Source organism: Sungkyunkwania multivorans (genome assembly GCF_042675645.1).
GTDB classification, from domain to species: domain Bacteria; phylum Bacteroidota; class Bacteroidia; order Flavobacteriales; family Flavobacteriaceae; genus Sungkyunkwania; species Sungkyunkwania multivorans.
Genome location: NZ_JBHTJH010000017.1, coordinates 35,915 through 52,070, shown reverse-complemented (window position 1 = coordinate 52,070; position 16,156 = coordinate 35,915). Strand labels below are relative to the sequence as shown.

The window sequence follows — 16,156 nt, the reverse complement described above, 5'->3', positions numbered from 1 at the left end:
ATCCCACCTTCTATTATACTAACTTACCAAACGTAATTTTCAAACTAATTAAACAATGAAAACATCAATGAGATCTTCCTTACTTTTTGCAGGGACCCTAGCTATGGTCTTTGTCTCTTGTAAGGAAGAAGCCAAGGAAACGGCAAGTGCCGAAGTGGTTCCTGGAATTGAGCTATCTAATATGGATACTTCAGTGAGTCCTAAAGAAGATTTTTATAATTATGTTAATGGGACTTGGATGAAAAATACCGAGATACCCGAAGATCGCACCACATGGGGTGGGTTTAGTGTATTAAGAAAATCTACAGATGCCGACGTGTTGGCCATTATCGATGAGGCCAAAAAAAGTGGGAAGTATGCCCCGGATAGTGATCAAGGCAAGGCCATTCTGCTGTTCGAGTCCATCATGGACGAGGAAGCGCGGAATGATTTAGGCGTAAGCCCTCTAATTGCTACCATCAAAAAGATCGAGGAGGTGAAAAATGTAGAGGACCTTCAAACATTGCTGGCCTCTGATCCTGCGGCAGATTCACCGCTGATGGGCTTTACTTCATTCCCAGACCTCAATGACAGTAGCATCAATGCAGCCTATGTGACTCCTGGAGGTCTTGGGCTTCCAGATAGAGATTATTATATAAAGGACGATGCCAATTCTGTTGAGACGCGTCAGAAGTATGTAGATCATATCGCAAGAATGCTTCAATTTATCGGAGAGACAGAGGCGGATGCCAAGGCCAGTGCCGAAAAGATTCTCGCCTTTGAAACACGTTTGGCACAACCGAGATTGGATAAAGTTGAGCGTCGTGACGCTAGAAACCTGAATAATCCAAGATCGATGGAACAACTTAAGGAAATGGTACCAGCCATCAACTGGGAGAAGTTTTTAGATGACATCGGTGTAGAGAAAGAATTGGACACCCTGATGGTGCTTCAACCTAGGTATATGGAAGAATTACAAAAGGTTCTTGCCGAAGGGGATGTCGAGCTTTGGAAAACGGCCTCAAAATGGTCGACCCTCAATAGTGCGGCAGGAATGCTGAGCACGGATATAGAAAAAGCAAATTGGGAATTCTATAGCAAAGAGCTAAGAGGTGCAAAGACTCAGAGACCTGCTAACGAGCGCGCTCTAGGTAGAGTCAACGGAAATCTCGGTGAAGCTTTGGGGCAATTATATGTGGATGCTAAATTCCCGCCGGAAGCGAAGGCGAAGGCAGAGTTGATGATCAAGAATGTAATTGAAGCCTATAAATCCCGTATTCAGAATTTAGATTGGATGGGAGAGGAGACGAAGACCAAAGCCATAGAAAAATTGGACAAGTTTACTGTAAAGATAGGCTATCCAGACAAGTGGGAGGATTATTCTGAGGTGGCCATCAAGGAAGGAAACTCTTTGTTCGATAATATGATCGCTGTTAATAAGTGGGCCTTTGAAGAAAATATTTCGGAGATAGGAGAGCCAGTGGACAAGACCAAATGGGGTATGAGCCCACAAACAGTGAACGCATATTTTAATCCATTGAACAACGAGATCGTATTCCCTGCAGCTATCTTGCAACCACCATTTTATAACTACCAGGCCGATGAGGCTGTAAATTACGGCGGCATAGGGGCTGTGATCGGACATGAGATCTCTCATGCCTTTGATGATAGCGGGTCCCGATTTGATGCCGATGGGAACTTGACAAACTGGTGGACCGAAGATGATCTAAAGCAATTTACCGAGAGAGGAACAAAGCTTGCTGAACAATATGACGCCATCGAAGTTTTGGACAGCGTTTTTATCAATGGAAAATTCACATTGGGTGAGAATATTGGTGACTTGGGAGGTGTGCTCGGTGCATATGATGGGTTACAACGTTTTTATGAGGAAAACGGAAGACCAGATAATATCGACGGATTTACTCCAGAACAACGCTTCTTCATGTCTTGGGCTACCGTTTGGAGAACTAAGATGCGAGAAGAGGCATTGAGAACTAGGATCAAAACAGACCCTCATTCTCCTGGTATGACAAGAGCAACACAACCATTGCTTAATGTCGATGCATTTTATGAAGCCTTTGATATCAAAGAAGGAGATGCCATGTATTTGGCTCCCGAAGACAGAGTGCGTATCTGGTAATAAAAAACATCTGCTACGCATTTATAGAATATAAGAAGGCGGACAACAATTTGTTGTCCGCCTTCTTACTTTTATAATTGAGCTACTTGTTCGTCTGGCTCACAGGCTAGTGTTTAGACCTACGACTTTCATGTGGCCTCGATTCTTTACCGAAACGAGAAAGTCCTGTGCTGTTTCGCAAGCTTCGATGATGCGACTCCGCTGCGAAAACAAGGTCGCAATGATCTCGTTCGGCAATTCTGAGTTCTTTATAAGCTCGTTCGCAATAGTTATACAGCCGCCATCTTTTTTCAGAGACTTGTTCAATGCTTTTTTACTATCTAGTTGGATGATACTAGAAACAATATCGCTAAAATTGCGCTGCACACTTCCAATGACCGAAGTCACTCGTGGCTTTCCGCCCAATGAGCGAATAATGCCAGTGAGATCATTGACAAATTTATTTCGTAAGGTGATTTGCGTGTTGTAGAAACGTTTGATGTCCAAGTTATGTTCTTCTTCTGAAATATGAACATAGGTATTCTTCGCATCCAAGTAACTTTCTAGAAGATGGTTTAGGCCTTCTAGCTCTTTTTTCAACTTTGCCATGCCCCATTTTTTTAATTAAACAAAGTCTAATATGGTTATTAGACGAGTAATATACTCATTTTTAGCCATATAAGACATTCCAATATAATATCTTAGAGGAAGTGTACGAAAAAATCGACTAAACTTTTATTAACAGGTTTTTTACCTTAAATGTGTAGGAAAGGATGTCATTTATCGACTTGGAGCCTATTTTCTTACCCTTCGAAGGTGTTTCTGAATCGTAAATTGGTGTTGATAAGTTATAAATGGAGGCCATTTTTTCATAGTATCTCTCTTTTTCCTCATGAAATGGGGCGACGGCGTTAAGCAACGTTCCCCATTTATCTTTCTTAAGAATGGCAACAATGATGCCTATAGCATCGTCAATATGTATAAGATTCACCGGTGCATTGGGATTCTTCAATTGACTTTTTCCTGCCAATTGCTTTATAGGATGCCTTCCATTTCCTATCAATCCGCCAAATCTAAGGATGCTGGTCTCAAAATGGAGATTGGCTTTTAATAGCCGTTCCACGACCAATAATTGTTTTCCGCTCTCGGAGATCGGGTGTGGCAGCGTATCTTCATCAACCTCTGAAAATAACGTATCATCGGCATATACCGATGTGCTACTTATAAACAGGACCTTCTCAACTGAAGAGGCTTCGATGTAGGGAATCAAGTGCTGAATTTTTTTCACGAAGCTTTCACTATTGAGACCTCTTAATTTTGGAGGGATGTCGATCACAAGTATCTGAGCACTATTCAAAAAGGTCTCTAGATCGCCGCGTATCTCCTTTTCGGTCAATTCGACTAGGAAAGGAGAAATACCCGCAGCTTCTAAAATGGCCAATTTATCAGCCGAAGTTGTGGTCCCGCTGATACGATGACCTTTTTCGATCAATTCTTTTGCCAAAGGAAGGCCGAGCCATCCGCAACCAAGTATGGCGATGTGTTTGGTATTACTGATCATTGTTTGTGTTGCTCAACGAATCAACGACCACAACAACTGGTTTAGGGGGCAAGGTATATGATTTTTTCACGATGATGGCATCGTTTACAACAAATGGCTTTGGGATCATTTCTAACGTCCTTTCGGGAATAGTGAATAGTGACGATTCTAAAAGATCGTAGGAAGACTCATAAATAATAATGGTAGGGATAGAGTCTTTGTGAAACCGCATCTTGAGGTCTAAGGGCGTGTTTTCATTAAGATGATAGGTGAGCAATCTTGACCGCCATCTTTTGGTGAACACGTTATATGCGGCGCCCCGGTACTCGGAATCTTTTGGGGAGACCCCATTTGCCTTTAACCGCTGAAAATTGAAGTTTGGATCCATATAGAGGTCCAATCGATTCACCGGTCTTTGCGGTGTGATGCATAGGTTCAAGTGACGGCTGTCTTCGATGACGGTGTCATTGAAAATTTCAAACTTCATGGAGGGAATCTCTTTCAATGGTGCTTTGTTCTTATAGGTAAATCTTGTAGCATATTTACTTACAATGGCGTTTTCGATAAATTCCTCACTCTGTGGAACTCCCGTGATATAATTTTTTGTCCAGTTGTCCAAGATGTTATCATAGGTGGCCCAACTAGCTTCATTCTCGTCGGCGTCCAACACATAGACCAAACTATTCGGCTTTTGCCGTTCCGAGTTAAAATCGGAAGAGAAATGAGCTTTTCCGAAATAATAAAGAGAGAGGATGAGAAATAGCCACCCCAAAGTTTTCTTCCGTTGAAAAGAATTAAGGACCGCTAGTACCAATCCAAACAGTAATACTGTAAAGATCGCTGAGATCACTAACATGTTAAGGCCCAATCCTACAGAGAACGATTGGATCATAGGTGGAATGATCCAAAGCGCTGGGGCGGTGAGCAAGGATAGAATGACGATATTAGGCTCTTTTTGAATGATCAACACGTAAAGCATCAATAGGCCAAAATATAAGGGGATGATAAAGAATCCGGCTCCCTTTAAATAGAAGGCAAAAAGGAGATTCAAGATGGTCCATAGCGCCAGCGGAGCCACTGCAAAACTGGCAGTATTTCCTTTTTTATAGAACTTCTTGTATAAAAAGAATGAAATGGAGATACTTAGCAGTGAGAAGAATGCAATGTAATCGTGCCCATTATAGGTAAATCCATGTAAGATCTCGCCATATTGAGGATACAACCATTTCAAAGTTGGCCATCCAAAATATGCGAGCAAACCGCCAATGAGCATTGAGAGCAGAAAGGGAATAAACCCTTTTAATATGGCTACGCCTTGCAGTTTATTTCGCTTTATACCAAGAACGATCAATATCACCAAAAGGACCAACGCAAGAATCGCCATCGGAAGCACCCATAAAAATGGATAAGCGATCAGTTTGAAAATAGGAAGGTTAATGTAGACATAGTCTTCGCTTGCTTTGAGGTTATCAAGTTCGCTCGTTGCAAAATGTTTTAACAGCGGTACCAGATATTCTCCTTGATGTTGCAGTGTATTACGGTCGAGGTTTTCATAGCTGTCATTGACAGTGTGATAGTCGTAATGATCATCGATAAAGGCGAAGAAAAAGCTTTCGACGTTGGCATCCTCCCGTAAGATCGTCGAATCCGTATCATTGGGAAGCATTTTATAGATACTGTACATTAGGGAAGAAGCCATAGGATAGGCGACACCGGCCTCTTGAAATTCTTCGATCATCCTTTTGTTGCCGCCATTGGTCTCTAGTAGGGTATTGCTGGGTCCACCACTGCCGCGTGCCTCGAAATTCAAGGCGAGTTTCACATCCTTTATCCAAGGATGCTCGTTAGCAAATAGACTGGCACCATTGAGTCCCAACTCTTCACTATCGGTAAATAGGATGATGATGTCATTTTTAGGAGTAATATTTTGAGCCAAAAAAGCTCTGACACTTTCGATAATCGCTGCCACTCCCGATGCAGCATCACTGGCTCCCTTAGCCGAATGAGGATCGCTATCGTAATGGGACATGAGTAGGAGCGCATCACCATTGCCTTCTCCTTTTATCCGTGCAAGAATATTTTTCGAACCGGAGAGCTCACCAGATTTGAATATGGAAAATCCTTCTTGAAAACTGACCTCTAACCCCAGGTCGGTAAGTGCCTTTTCGATGTAAGAGACAGCTTCCTTGTGCGCAGCAGATCCATGGTAATGCGGTGATCTAGCCAACTCTTTCACATGCGCAAGAGCACGCTCTGTAGAAAATTCGGTCAAAGGAGCCGTATCTTTCGTATAGTCGCTAGGCATCAAAGCAAGAAACCCCCAGTAAGTAAGTGTTACCAATATGATTGTTGATAGAAATTTTTTCATTGTTCAGGTGCTATCGGTTTTGTTTATGATTGACGGTCTTTGGATCGTCGGTGAGCAGTAGTTTCTGTTCTTTATTGCCTTCCAAGACCATTACTTTAGAATAGTTATAATCAAGATTCAACTCGTCAGGCGGTCTCCACGTGGCATTACCTACCACCGCGATACGTTCCCCAATGCCAATGATGCCTTCTTGATAACGGATGGTTTTGCTAATGCCCAACCAGCCTTTACTTTCATGACCATGTGATGCCAGATAGTTTTCTAGTTTTAGGTCGGCCGCATTCATTAAACCAGAATTGTATTTGGCGTCTTTGACCAAAAAGCTGTCATAGTTTTCCATCTTCACTAGGATATCCTCACCACGGTGGGTCATCATAAAGTCCACTGCGCTATATTCGTCGATGATGGTTTTCCAGCGACTGCTTTTTCCGCTGCTAACTTTTTTATCTACCTTAACATGATAACATACACATTTTCTATTGCTCAATGGGGCATAGAGGCTTTCGGAGTGAAGTTCGGCTTTTCCTATGACCTTGGTCCGTTCTCCTTCTTTAACGGCATATATCTGTTTGGTCGGTATTTTGTTGATCGCTCGTCGCAGGCGGTAAAGTTTACTATAATATAAGCTTAAGAAAAATGCCGCCAACCCCAAGGCTAAAACGAAAAAAACGATAAAGATACTATTGGTGTCCAATGAATATAAATGTTTTGGAAGCTTTTATAAAGATATAAAATAGGTCTTGGATATATCACTTTTGTTACCGGGAGATTAGTATTTCATATAAAAATGAGTATATTTAAGAGAAACACAACCAATAACTTAAACTATTGAACTATGGGGATAAAAAGTTTTCAAGGGCCTCGAGCCAAAGACCGCAAGACTCCTACCAAAGGAACCGAGCAAAAGGTAAAGGTAGCCGATCATATGACTAGAAAGCTCATTACTTTAGGGCCAAATCAGACACTTTTAGACGTCATGGAGATATATCTTAAACATAAAATAACCGGTGCGCCCGTTGTTGATGAAGATGGTACATTGATCGGGATCATTTCAGATAGTGATTGCATGAAACAAATTTCTGAAGGGCGTTATTTTAATATGCCAATCGCTGATCTTACAGTTGAAAAATTCATGACGCGAGATGTAGAAACGATCAGTGGGGAGGCCACTGTATTTGATGCGGCTGCACGATTCTTCAAGACAAGACATAGAAGATTTCCAGTGGTCGAAGGTGGTAGATTGGTGGGACAAATAAGTAGAAAGGATGTGATGGAAGCAGCCATGAAATTGAACGGACAGGATTGGCATTAGACGTTACGCATTTTAAGTTTCTCCAACCTACAACAAAGATGCTATCTTCGTTTTACCAAAGCATAGAAATCATTTTCCAACGGAAGATATCCTTGGTCATAGACAAAATAGTAGGTATTGCCCGATTTGGTCGTGTAGATGCTGGTGAAATAGTTGAAGTCGAATCCTTTGGACAATAGCTTGGTCTTTGTCGTCTTGATTTTCTCTTTCGGGTTTAGTTCTTCAAGAATACGGTAATTTTTTCTGAGTCGGTTGTTGATGTTGCGAACTAGGTTTTTACTGTCTTTGTTTACTTTGTTGTTATAGGCGTTTCTACATTGGTCACCACAAAACTTCTTATCGATACGACCTAGGATCTTTGTTCCGCATTCTAAACATTTTTTTACTTCCATAGCGTTTAAATATATATTTCCCCTTTGAGGTAGGTCACACATTTTCCGCCGATCAGCACACGGTCTCCTTTCAGCTGACACGCTAGAGTCCCTTCCCTTTCCGAAAGTTGTTTGGCACTCATCTTGGTCTTCTGTAATCGTTCTGCCCAAAATGGAATCAATGAACAATGTGCTGAGCCTGTTACGGGGTCTTCAAAAATGGTCGATTGCGGCGTGAAGAATCGCGATACAAAATCGACCTCCTTTCCAGGAGCAGTAACGATGATGCCACCTGGGTCTAGATTTAGCTGGTCTAAAATTTGTTTGTCCGGGCGAAGATCGATGATATCATCTTCATGTTCATAGACAAGCACATAATCTCTTGCTTTGAAAGTTTCTTTAGGAGGCCTATCCATGCCTTGTTCCATAATTGCAACGGGCGCTGTCTTTTTAGGCATTCGGGAAGGGAAATCCAGCCAAATGTATTTTTCATCTTTGAACGCTTTTAGCATTCCGCTTGAAGATTCAAATAGGATTTCATCCTTGTCATATTGAAGATGATTGAATATCACATGTGCGCTGGCAAGGGTGGCATGGCCACATAAGTCCATCTCAATGTCTGGTGTAAACCATCGGATATGAAAGCCCCGCCCTTCTTGAACGATAAAAGCCGTTTCTGGAAGATTGTTCTCTTTTGCAATACCTAAAAGCAGCTCGTCTTTTAACCACCTTCGCAACGGACAGACCGCAGCATAGTTTCCGGTGAATACTTTGCTAGCAAAGGCGTCTATTTGATAGATCGGGATGGTCATTTTTTAATGAATGTTGAATAATGAATAGTAATGTTGGTCATCGTACCCTTCTATAGTTGAATTCGACTTCATTGGTCGTACCGTCTTCGCTTCCAACTGCTACATACATTTTCAGTTGGTCATCGCTTACTTTTTCAATAGTAAAGCCATCGAAGTATAATTTTTTGCCTTCTGCTTTTATCAGTTTGAAATCAACGGTCTCATCTTTCGCTTCCCAGCCCTTTAGGTCGCCGTGAAAATGCTTAAGTTGAAGTATGAGCGTCTCTTCAATTTGCTTTATATAACCTATCTCATAGAAACTTACCTTCCAGTCATTGACCAGTTTGAAGACGAACATCATGGAACCGCCCAATGGCGGGGTCCATACCTCTTCGGCAATGCCTCCAAAAGCCTCACCCTGCCAATGCCCTGCGATCCAACTATAATTCTCGAGTTTGGCATCAGGGCTTTTCATTCCCTCTTGCCATGTCAAGGTCTGTTTTTGGGCGTAGCTAGCCGTGAATACAAAAAAGATAAAATAGCAGAGAGTTTTCATTTTCTATAGGGATTGGTTATTTGATACCAAGTTAATGGAAGATCTTCAACTTCAAAAACAAAATCTTCCACATAAGTGAGTCCGATTTTTTCCAATGCTTTTCGGGAAGCATGGTGGTCAAGCTCGGTCATCCCATAGATGACATCATAGTTCATCGTCTCAAAACCATAGTTAACGGCTGCAATTCCAGATTCGGTGGCATAGCCTTTCCCCCAATAGCGAGGGATAAGTCGATAGCCCACATCGATAAAGTTGGTATGGCCGTTCATTTCATGTTCAAAATTGTTCTTCAATCCTGACCAGCCTACAAAATCGCCTGAAGCCTTTTCGATGACCGCCCATCGACCGATATGATAATTCTCATATTGCATCTGAATGTAATTGATATACTTGATGACCTCTTCCTTGGTTCTTACTGGTTTATTGCCAAGGTATCGATGTACGATCGGATCGGAATCCAACTCGAACATACTGTTGGTATCGTCTAAGGTCAACGCTCTAAGAAGCAGTCTTTCAGTTTCTGCAAATACAGTCATTCTACAAAAAGTTAAAACGTGGATTATGTGAAGATAATGAAAAATATCCGTTTTCAAACGACTACAAACGTTTACAAACGAATACAAGTATTTCCTAACCGAATAATTCTTGGAAGGGCATTCATATTTGCAGTGTCGATGTGATAGTCACTCGATAGTCTTAACTGTTTAACAATTAAATTTATCATTATGAACGCACTTAGAAACAAAGTACAGTTGATCGGAAACTTAGGAATGGACCCAGAAGTCATTGAATTGGATTCTGGAAAGAAATTGGCAAAGTTTAGCATTGCCACGAACGAAAGCTACCGCAACAAAAGCGGGGAGGTCGTAAAGGAGACCCAATGGCATAATGTGGTGGCTTGGGGTAAGACCGCAGAGATCATAGAAAAATACCTTGCCAAAGGAAATGAGGTCGCCATCGAAGGAAAGCTGACCAATAGAAGTTACGAGACCAAGGAGGGGGAAAAGCGTTATATCACGGAGGTGATCTGTAATGAATTGCTTATGCTTGGAAAATGATCAATGGACAAATCAAGATCATAAGAAGTCGGGGATTTAGATCCTCGACTTTCTTGATTTTACTTTTTCCTTTCCTATTTCCATCTGGTAATAGCGCAATAACATGTCATAGCATACCATTTCGTGCAGTCGTTGCTTGTTCTTAAAAGCGCGATTTACGCTCATATGTATAAAACTCCACAGAAGATCATGCAAGGCCAACGAGAGTTTTCCATTCTTGTGAAGCTGTAAAATATCCTTAGCCACAAAACTCATCTTTTCAGAGCGTTGTCTTACTAATTGCTCCAATGGAAAAAGCTCACTCTCCTCAGGAATCGATTGCATCAATTGCCGAAGTTGTTCACGATGGTCTCGATACTTCTGTGCCAATTGTTTGTTGAGATGTTTATTCGCATTGAACTCTGTCTTGAACCCATCAGCTCCCTTTTGTGCAATATCGAGTTTCTCATCTAATGAAATATTGAAGTCATCCAAAAGTCGATCGATCGTCTTTACTATATATAATGCGAAGAGATTTTCGTCTTCGATCAGGTCTATCGCTCCTGCGACCAGTATACTATCATGCATAAAATAGGACTCTGCTAAAGCGATGCTCTCCCCTCCATAACGCTCTAGCTCTCGCTGATAGGTGTCTATTTGCACCTTATAGATAATGCCTTCAGCTATAAATGTCGCCATCGCCTGATGCATGGAACTTATTACTAGCCCAAGTTTTTCCATATCGGATAGATGCAAGCGAATTCGAAGATGGAAATCGGGATCGGCATACCGTATAAAGAACCATTTATCGATATGGCCTTCGGTTAATAGCGCATTGCTAAGCGGCAGAACGATGTCGGTCAAAACCATATTGGCGGAGCGCTTTCCGACATAGATTTTGTAGTACAACCATTCTTCTCCTGGGATAAAAGTTCTTTTCATGTTTTGTAAAAGCCAATTACTAATTCGTTGGCATAATAATTTCCTTGTTCATCTTTGACCGGGCTGTTCTCGCTGAATAAAAACTCTTTTAGAACAAAACGCTTCCTTTGTTTCACTGTATGCAGCAACATTTTAATACTGCTAACATTGTGTAAATTGATTAGAAGGGTATTATCGTTGTCCGCTAATTGTACATGTTGCGGAAGCTGACTCTCTTGTTGCCAATGCTGCACTGCCTTTAAGATTTGTGTATCGTCCTCCTTAAGACTATCGAAAAGGGAGTTCATGTTACTCACTTTGAAATTCCATTGCGCTGCAGATAAGATGATATCTTGAAAAACTACCCTTGGCAAAAATTCATATATGGTAGTAAGACTACCCCAATTGAAATAAACTCCGCTCCGCTTGTTTTGCATATTAAGTTCGCACAAGAACCGATAGATCGGCAATGACTTTGAGTTACTAAAATTATGCGCATTGGTAAGGTATGGACGTACATTCTTATTCAATCTTTTAGAACGCAACTGGATATGATTGCCTTTTACAGAGATCATCAGGTCCTCCACGGGAATTTGCTGGTCTTTTGGAAGTAGTGATTTCCCTAAATAAGGAATCTCATACGATCGCAATGCGGGTCTTTTGATAACGTTACCGACGCGATCCTCGGGAAGATGAACGATCTCTGCCAGAAGGGTATTTGAATTTATATCAGCTTCCTTTGTTACGATTTCTTCAACATGCATCTTTAGATCCTTGTGACCATGACAAAAGCGTCCCAAGAGTTTTGCTGCGCTGCCACCGCCGATAGATGAGCACAATAGGTATTCCTTTCCTTCGATATTCGTCATTGAGACCATTGAGGCCATAGTATCAGGAAGGTCGTCCCAGCGATGCTCGTCTATTTGAAAGTCTTGCTCTTCTAACTCAATGCTTTGGCTGTTATTTTTGATAGCCTGCTGCACCTTTTTATTTAAGACAGCACTGATGGTATTCCAGGGAAGCTTGGTATTATTCGTCGAATCTCGAGAAATGCGGAGATCCTCTACAAAAGGAGTATAAGTATCTCCACGTTGAGATTGTAGATATCCAATTCCCATTTCTACGTCCAACACCGTTGTTAAGGGCATTTCTTTGGTCTCATAGCGTTTTAAAAAAGCATTTTTGAACAGTTGCATGTTGGTTTCTTCGGGGGGCGGAGTCAACTTGTTCAGTAATCGCATACAGCGTTTCATTTTACCCATCCATTTATTGCTGAGCGAGGAGGCCTTTGTTTTTATAAACAGATCGGTCTGAAATAAAAATTTCTCTTTTACGGGGATGTGTAGTTGTTTTACCGCCTCAACAATCGATTTGTAGTTCTCGATATCGTTCCCTAGCTGTTTGTCGAGCTGCGCTAATCTTTGCTCAAATGTCTTGAGCTGGAGTACAATACTCTCGGCATCTTGGATTTTTGCCAATACCGCGATAAGCTGTGAAAGAAAATCAGATCCAGTAAGGCTAGGTTCTAGCTCGCTTATCAATAGCTGATTCTCTATCAATTGATCGATAAATTGAAAAGCTTCTTCCTTGGTCACTTCGTCATCGATAATGATTGCGGAGAGCGCGTCGATGGTTAGTCCTTCTTTGGCGGCTGAGAGGAGTTTCTCCAAGTAGCTAGAAGAGGAGACACCTTCGATACTATGAATTCTATTTCCATTCACATAAGTATATTCCACATACCGCCAATGATCTCCTGTTTTATATAGACTGCTGTTAGGATACCATTTCAGTTGCTTTTTTATGTGTGATTGTTTTTGTAAATACTGCGACAATGCTACTAGAAAGTGCATGTCGAAATGCGTTACTCGATGATGAGCGTCTTTATCGGTGAGAAGCAATTCCGTTTCCCGGTCTAGGGTACCAATGGTACAGCCTGCAAACAACCCAAAGGGTGTGGACCGAGAGGATATTCTGGCAAGGTATTTGAGCAGTGCCAATCGCAAACGATTGACCTTACTTGGATCGCTGAGAGCCCCTTTCTTCCAAAGCAAAAGTTGCGAATGAAGATCTGGGGAAGCTAAAAAAAGTGCCTCATTGATGATCGGATGTTCCAATGCTTCTATAAGCTGGGAGTCTTCAACGACCATATTCTGAGTCAATTTTTTATAGAATGAGACGGGCAACAAGGAAGTGCGAAGGCAGAAACGATCGAAAAAATGATAATGGGTATTGCTCTTAGTCAAAGGGTAGTTGTATATGGAATAATTAGGGCTAAAGATAATTTATCAGGCTCTTACAAGCAAACTTGATTTCCTTGATATTGAAAAGGCGATATCCAGAGTTATCGGAAAAAGGCCGATGATAGAGATTTCCAAGCTGAAAACATTTTCACTACTTTTGGCGTAAAGCTCAACAAGGGATCCCTTATGATTCCAATTAACCCTGTGTTTTAGAGGTCCGATGATGATGATTCAGCGTACACATGTATTTGTTAGCATACTTCTGTTCCTCCTTCTAGTGATCCATCCAGAAGGAAGTTCCGGACAAACTTCAACAAACCCTAGGTCGACTGATGAGTTGATTGCGATGATCAAAGAATCATCTTCTGAGCGCTCCAAGGCTTTAGAGAATGAGCTCATAGATGGGACTACTTCACAACACGAGTTGGCACAGGCCTATTTCGATTTGGGAGATGCTTACTATGTAAAAAATGATTTTCAACGCGCCGAGTATTATTTAACAAAGGGAATTTCTTTAGCCCAGTTGGCAAAAGATATGACGCTGCTTTGTAACCTTCATCTAAAACGGGGAAATATTTATTTAAAGGATTGGAACAACCAAAGCGCATTGGACGAATATCATATGGCTATGGATTATGCCAAAAAGATCGATAGAAAAGATCGAGAGGTGATCGCCTCGATAAATATTGCCATCATTCGACGACGTATGAAACAGTTCTCTAGAGCGCTCGAAGTATGTAAATCCGGTTACAGTCTCATAGATGAGGGCCAACCTAATTACATTAATCTCTTAACTATCACAAGTGATGTCTATCTCGATTTGGAGCAGCCTGATTCTGCCAGTCAGTATGTTGATAAGGGGATCGTTCTAAGTGAGAAAATGAACTATAAGGCCGGCTTGGTTGATCTTTTTATAAAAAAAGCCATTATTCTTTGTCTTAAGAAGAAGCACGATGAAGCCCTGACTTATCTAGATGATACCGAGCAGATGATCTTAGAGGACAGTGCTAGATCTAATAAGGATATGTCCTACCTAAGGTATGCCCAAGCTCGTTGTTTCTATGAGAAGGGAGCATACGAAACCTCTATTGGTTACTTAACGGATGTACTTTCTTTTACTGGTGAAGATAAAGACATACGAAATAGTAGGGTGATCGATGCGCATCTTTTGCTAATAGAAAATTACAAGAAAATAGGAGATGTAGATAAGACCATTGATTGGTATGATAAATACATCGTATTAAACAGACAATCACAACGCAATCGAGATCAGACAGTAGATAAATTGAATGAAAAAGATCTTCAGATAAGAGATTCTGAAATAGAGGCTTTAAAGAAAGACCGTGCTAAACGAAAGAAGGTCAACCTATATACGATAATCTCCTTTTCGGTCATATTGTTGGCACTTATTATATTCTTTATCATTTATAGGAAAAAACAACGCGCCAATAAAGTCCTTTTTGATGAGTTGATCGCCAAGATGGCCCTATTGGAGAGCGCGGAGGAAAATGAAGGTGTGGGCACAACGGGGAGTGATGCGAGCAAAGAGATCGTCATAGACGACGAAAAGGTGAATGAAGTGCTCAAAGGGCTACAGCGGCTAGAAAGTCAAGAATACTTTTTAAGCTCGGCATGTAATCTAAGGTCCATTGCAAAAAAAGTAAAGACCAATACTACGTATCTTTCCAAGATCATCAACAATCATAAAGGAAAAAATTTCAACGATTACATCAATGATCTAAGAATCGACTATACGTTAAAGCGTTTAAAGAACGACAAACAGTTCCGGTCTTTCTCAATAAAATCGATAGCTACAGAAGTTGGTTATAAAAGTGATTATTCCTTTACAAAGCACTTTAAATCCAAAACAGGGCTTAACCCTTCGTATTATATAAGAAATATTGACAAATTAGGAGCTAAGAACACTTAGGTGATCAATGCAAACAAAACCCTAATTTGTTCAATTTAGGGTTCATAAATTATGATATGATAATGATTAATCATACATTGAGCGAGGACTTGCGCGGTCAATATTTTAATCTAATAACCTTATAACACAATAACATGAAAAAGAACGAACGTAACATGTTGAGCATTGAAAAACTTACCATAGCAAAGCTAAGTTCAACGGCTATGCGAAATATAAACGGAGGCGACTGTTTACCCACAGAACATTACGGTGATCCTGGACCAACAACAGAAATAAAGCATATACCTTAGTGAATCTGAATATTTGAAGGCGGTCTGTCTTTTTTTATTTCTATTCATTTGTTTTTGACCTTGCATCGATCAATTAGTACGGTCGATCAAATTGCGTAATATTCACGCAAGTAAAAACCTTCTTGACAAACAAAGAAAAACTGAAAACGATGAAAAAAGATGTGATCAATGACCTACTACGTCTTCAAAAGCTGACCATTGCAAAACTGGATTCAGCTGCAATGCACAAAATTCATGGAGGAGATTGTCTCCCAACAGAACATTACGATGAAGACCATACGGTCTCTGGAGACAAACAGTCACCTTAAGTGAGATATAACATCCAGTATTATAGAAGCCTTGTGAACTCACAAGGCTTTTTTGGTGCCCTATTTTATTTAAAATAAGGATGGTACTTTTTTTCTTCTTTTAGGTCTTGGTTACCTTTAGGTTGACAAGCTTCCATTCTTTGTGTTGAAATCTAGGCTTGTTCGATAAGGGAAGCCGAAAACTTAATACTAGAGTAGGCAATTAGTATGATCAATAATATTAAACATGAAAAAAAGGAATCTCAAAGGTTTAGACCTCAAAAAGAACACGATTTCCAAACTAAATATGGAGAGTATTAACGGAGGAATAATAAGTTTGCCAAGTCGTCCTCAAATTTGTCAATCTAACTAGAAGATATGTCCTACTACACAGACAACACAGACGTTCCTTTGT

Annotated in this window: 16 protein-coding genes; 6 read left to right on the top strand and 10 right to left on the bottom strand. The window is 40.8% G+C overall.

Features of this window, described 5'->3' with window-relative positions:
* The first annotated feature begins 55 nt into the window (after window positions 1–55).
* The gene (locus tag ACFQ1M_RS11790) at window positions 56–2,119 is read left to right on the top strand and encodes a M13 family metallopeptidase (protein ID WP_386408439.1); all 2,064 of its coding nucleotides are present in this window, start codon (window positions 56–58) and stop codon (window positions 2,117–2,119) included.
* A gap of 99 nt (window positions 2,120–2,218) precedes the next feature.
* On the opposite strand, the gene ACFQ1M_RS11785 is transcribed toward ACFQ1M_RS11790, so the two are convergent.
* The 4 genes from ACFQ1M_RS11785 to ACFQ1M_RS11770 form a co-directional block, all read right to left on the bottom strand.
* Window positions 2,219–2,707, bottom strand: coding sequence for a DUF2383 domain-containing protein (locus ACFQ1M_RS11785; RefSeq protein ID WP_386408437.1), 489 nt, complete (start codon window positions 2,705–2,707; stop codon window positions 2,219–2,221).
* A gap of 118 nt (window positions 2,708–2,825) precedes the next feature.
* Complete coding sequence (locus ACFQ1M_RS11780) at window positions 2,826–3,659, bottom strand: SDR family oxidoreductase (protein ID WP_386408435.1); 834 nt, start codon at window positions 3,657–3,659, stop codon at window positions 2,826–2,828.
* The gene (locus ACFQ1M_RS11775) at window positions 3,649–6,006 is read right to left on the bottom strand and encodes a M20/M25/M40 family metallo-hydrolase (protein WP_386408433.1); all 2,358 of its coding nucleotides are present in this window, start codon (window positions 6,004–6,006) and stop codon (window positions 3,649–3,651) included. Before ACFQ1M_RS11775 ends, ACFQ1M_RS11780 begins: the two co-directional genes overlap by 11 nt.
* Before the next feature lie 10 nt (window positions 6,007–6,016).
* A complete protein-coding gene (locus ACFQ1M_RS11770; RefSeq protein ID WP_386408431.1) occupies window positions 6,017–6,700 on the bottom strand; it encodes a hypothetical protein in 684 nt (227 codons plus the stop codon).
* Between the two features lie 141 nt (window positions 6,701–6,841).
* Here ACFQ1M_RS11770 and ACFQ1M_RS11765 point away from each other — a divergent pair, with 141 nt between their 5' ends.
* Window positions 6,842–7,318, top strand: coding sequence for a CBS domain-containing protein (locus tag ACFQ1M_RS11765; protein ID WP_386408429.1), 477 nt, complete (start codon window positions 6,842–6,844; stop codon window positions 7,316–7,318).
* Between the two features lie 41 nt (window positions 7,319–7,359).
* Here the strand turns inward: ACFQ1M_RS11765 and ACFQ1M_RS11760 are convergent, their stop codons facing one another.
* From ACFQ1M_RS11760 to ACFQ1M_RS11745, 4 genes are read right to left on the bottom strand one after another with little or no spacing between them, the layout of a single operon-like run.
* Window positions 7,360–7,710, bottom strand: a complete 351-nt coding sequence (locus tag ACFQ1M_RS11760) for a hypothetical protein (protein ID WP_386408427.1) — start codon at window positions 7,708–7,710, stop codon at window positions 7,360–7,362.
* 5 nt (window positions 7,711–7,715) lie between these two features.
* Window positions 7,716–8,501, bottom strand: a complete 786-nt coding sequence (locus ACFQ1M_RS11755) for a PhzF family phenazine biosynthesis protein (protein ID WP_386408425.1) — start codon at window positions 8,499–8,501, stop codon at window positions 7,716–7,718.
* Between the two features lie 37 nt (window positions 8,502–8,538).
* Window positions 8,539–9,036, bottom strand: coding sequence for a DUF6265 family protein (locus tag ACFQ1M_RS11750; RefSeq protein ID WP_386408423.1), 498 nt, complete (start codon window positions 9,034–9,036; stop codon window positions 8,539–8,541).
* Window positions 9,033–9,572, bottom strand: a complete 540-nt coding sequence (locus ACFQ1M_RS11745) for a GNAT family N-acetyltransferase (RefSeq protein ID WP_386408421.1) — start codon at window positions 9,570–9,572, stop codon at window positions 9,033–9,035. Before ACFQ1M_RS11745 ends, ACFQ1M_RS11750 begins: the two co-directional genes overlap by 4 nt.
* Before the next feature lie 189 nt (window positions 9,573–9,761).
* Between ACFQ1M_RS11745 and ACFQ1M_RS11740 the strand changes: the two genes are divergently transcribed.
* The gene (locus ACFQ1M_RS11740; RefSeq protein WP_386408419.1) at window positions 9,762–10,094 is read left to right on the top strand and encodes a single-stranded DNA-binding protein; all 333 of its coding nucleotides are present in this window, start codon (window positions 9,762–9,764) and stop codon (window positions 10,092–10,094) included.
* 36 nt (window positions 10,095–10,130) lie between these two features.
* On the opposite strand, the gene ACFQ1M_RS11735 is transcribed toward ACFQ1M_RS11740, so the two are convergent.
* Window positions 10,131–11,015 carry a thiopeptide-type bacteriocin biosynthesis protein gene (locus ACFQ1M_RS11735; RefSeq protein WP_386408417.1) on the bottom strand — a complete coding sequence of 295 codons (885 nt, stop codon included), beginning with the start codon at window positions 11,013–11,015 and terminating at the stop codon, window positions 10,131–10,133.
* Complete coding sequence (locus ACFQ1M_RS11730; protein ID WP_386408416.1) at window positions 11,012–13,141, bottom strand: lantibiotic dehydratase family protein; 2,130 nt, start codon at window positions 13,139–13,141, stop codon at window positions 11,012–11,014. The genes ACFQ1M_RS11735 and ACFQ1M_RS11730 overlap by 4 nt, the downstream gene beginning before the upstream one ends.
* A gap of 313 nt (window positions 13,142–13,454) precedes the next feature.
* Here ACFQ1M_RS11730 and ACFQ1M_RS11725 point away from each other — a divergent pair, with 313 nt between their 5' ends.
* The 3 genes from ACFQ1M_RS11725 (at window position 13,455) to ACFQ1M_RS11715 (ending at window position 15,762) form a co-directional block, all read left to right on the top strand.
* Window positions 13,455–15,164 (top strand): helix-turn-helix domain-containing protein, encoded by a 1,710-nt coding sequence (locus ACFQ1M_RS11725; RefSeq protein ID WP_386408414.1) that lies wholly within the window; start codon window positions 13,455–13,457, stop codon window positions 15,162–15,164.
* Between the two features lie 134 nt (window positions 15,165–15,298).
* A complete protein-coding gene (locus ACFQ1M_RS11720) occupies window positions 15,299–15,454 on the top strand; it encodes a class I lanthipeptide (protein ID WP_386408412.1) in 156 nt (51 codons plus the stop codon).
* A 149-nt stretch (window positions 15,455–15,603) separates the two neighbouring features.
* Window positions 15,604–15,762, top strand: coding sequence for a class I lanthipeptide (locus ACFQ1M_RS11715; protein ID WP_386408410.1), 159 nt, complete (start codon window positions 15,604–15,606; stop codon window positions 15,760–15,762).
* The last annotated feature ends 394 nt before the right edge of the window (window positions 15,763–16,156 follow it).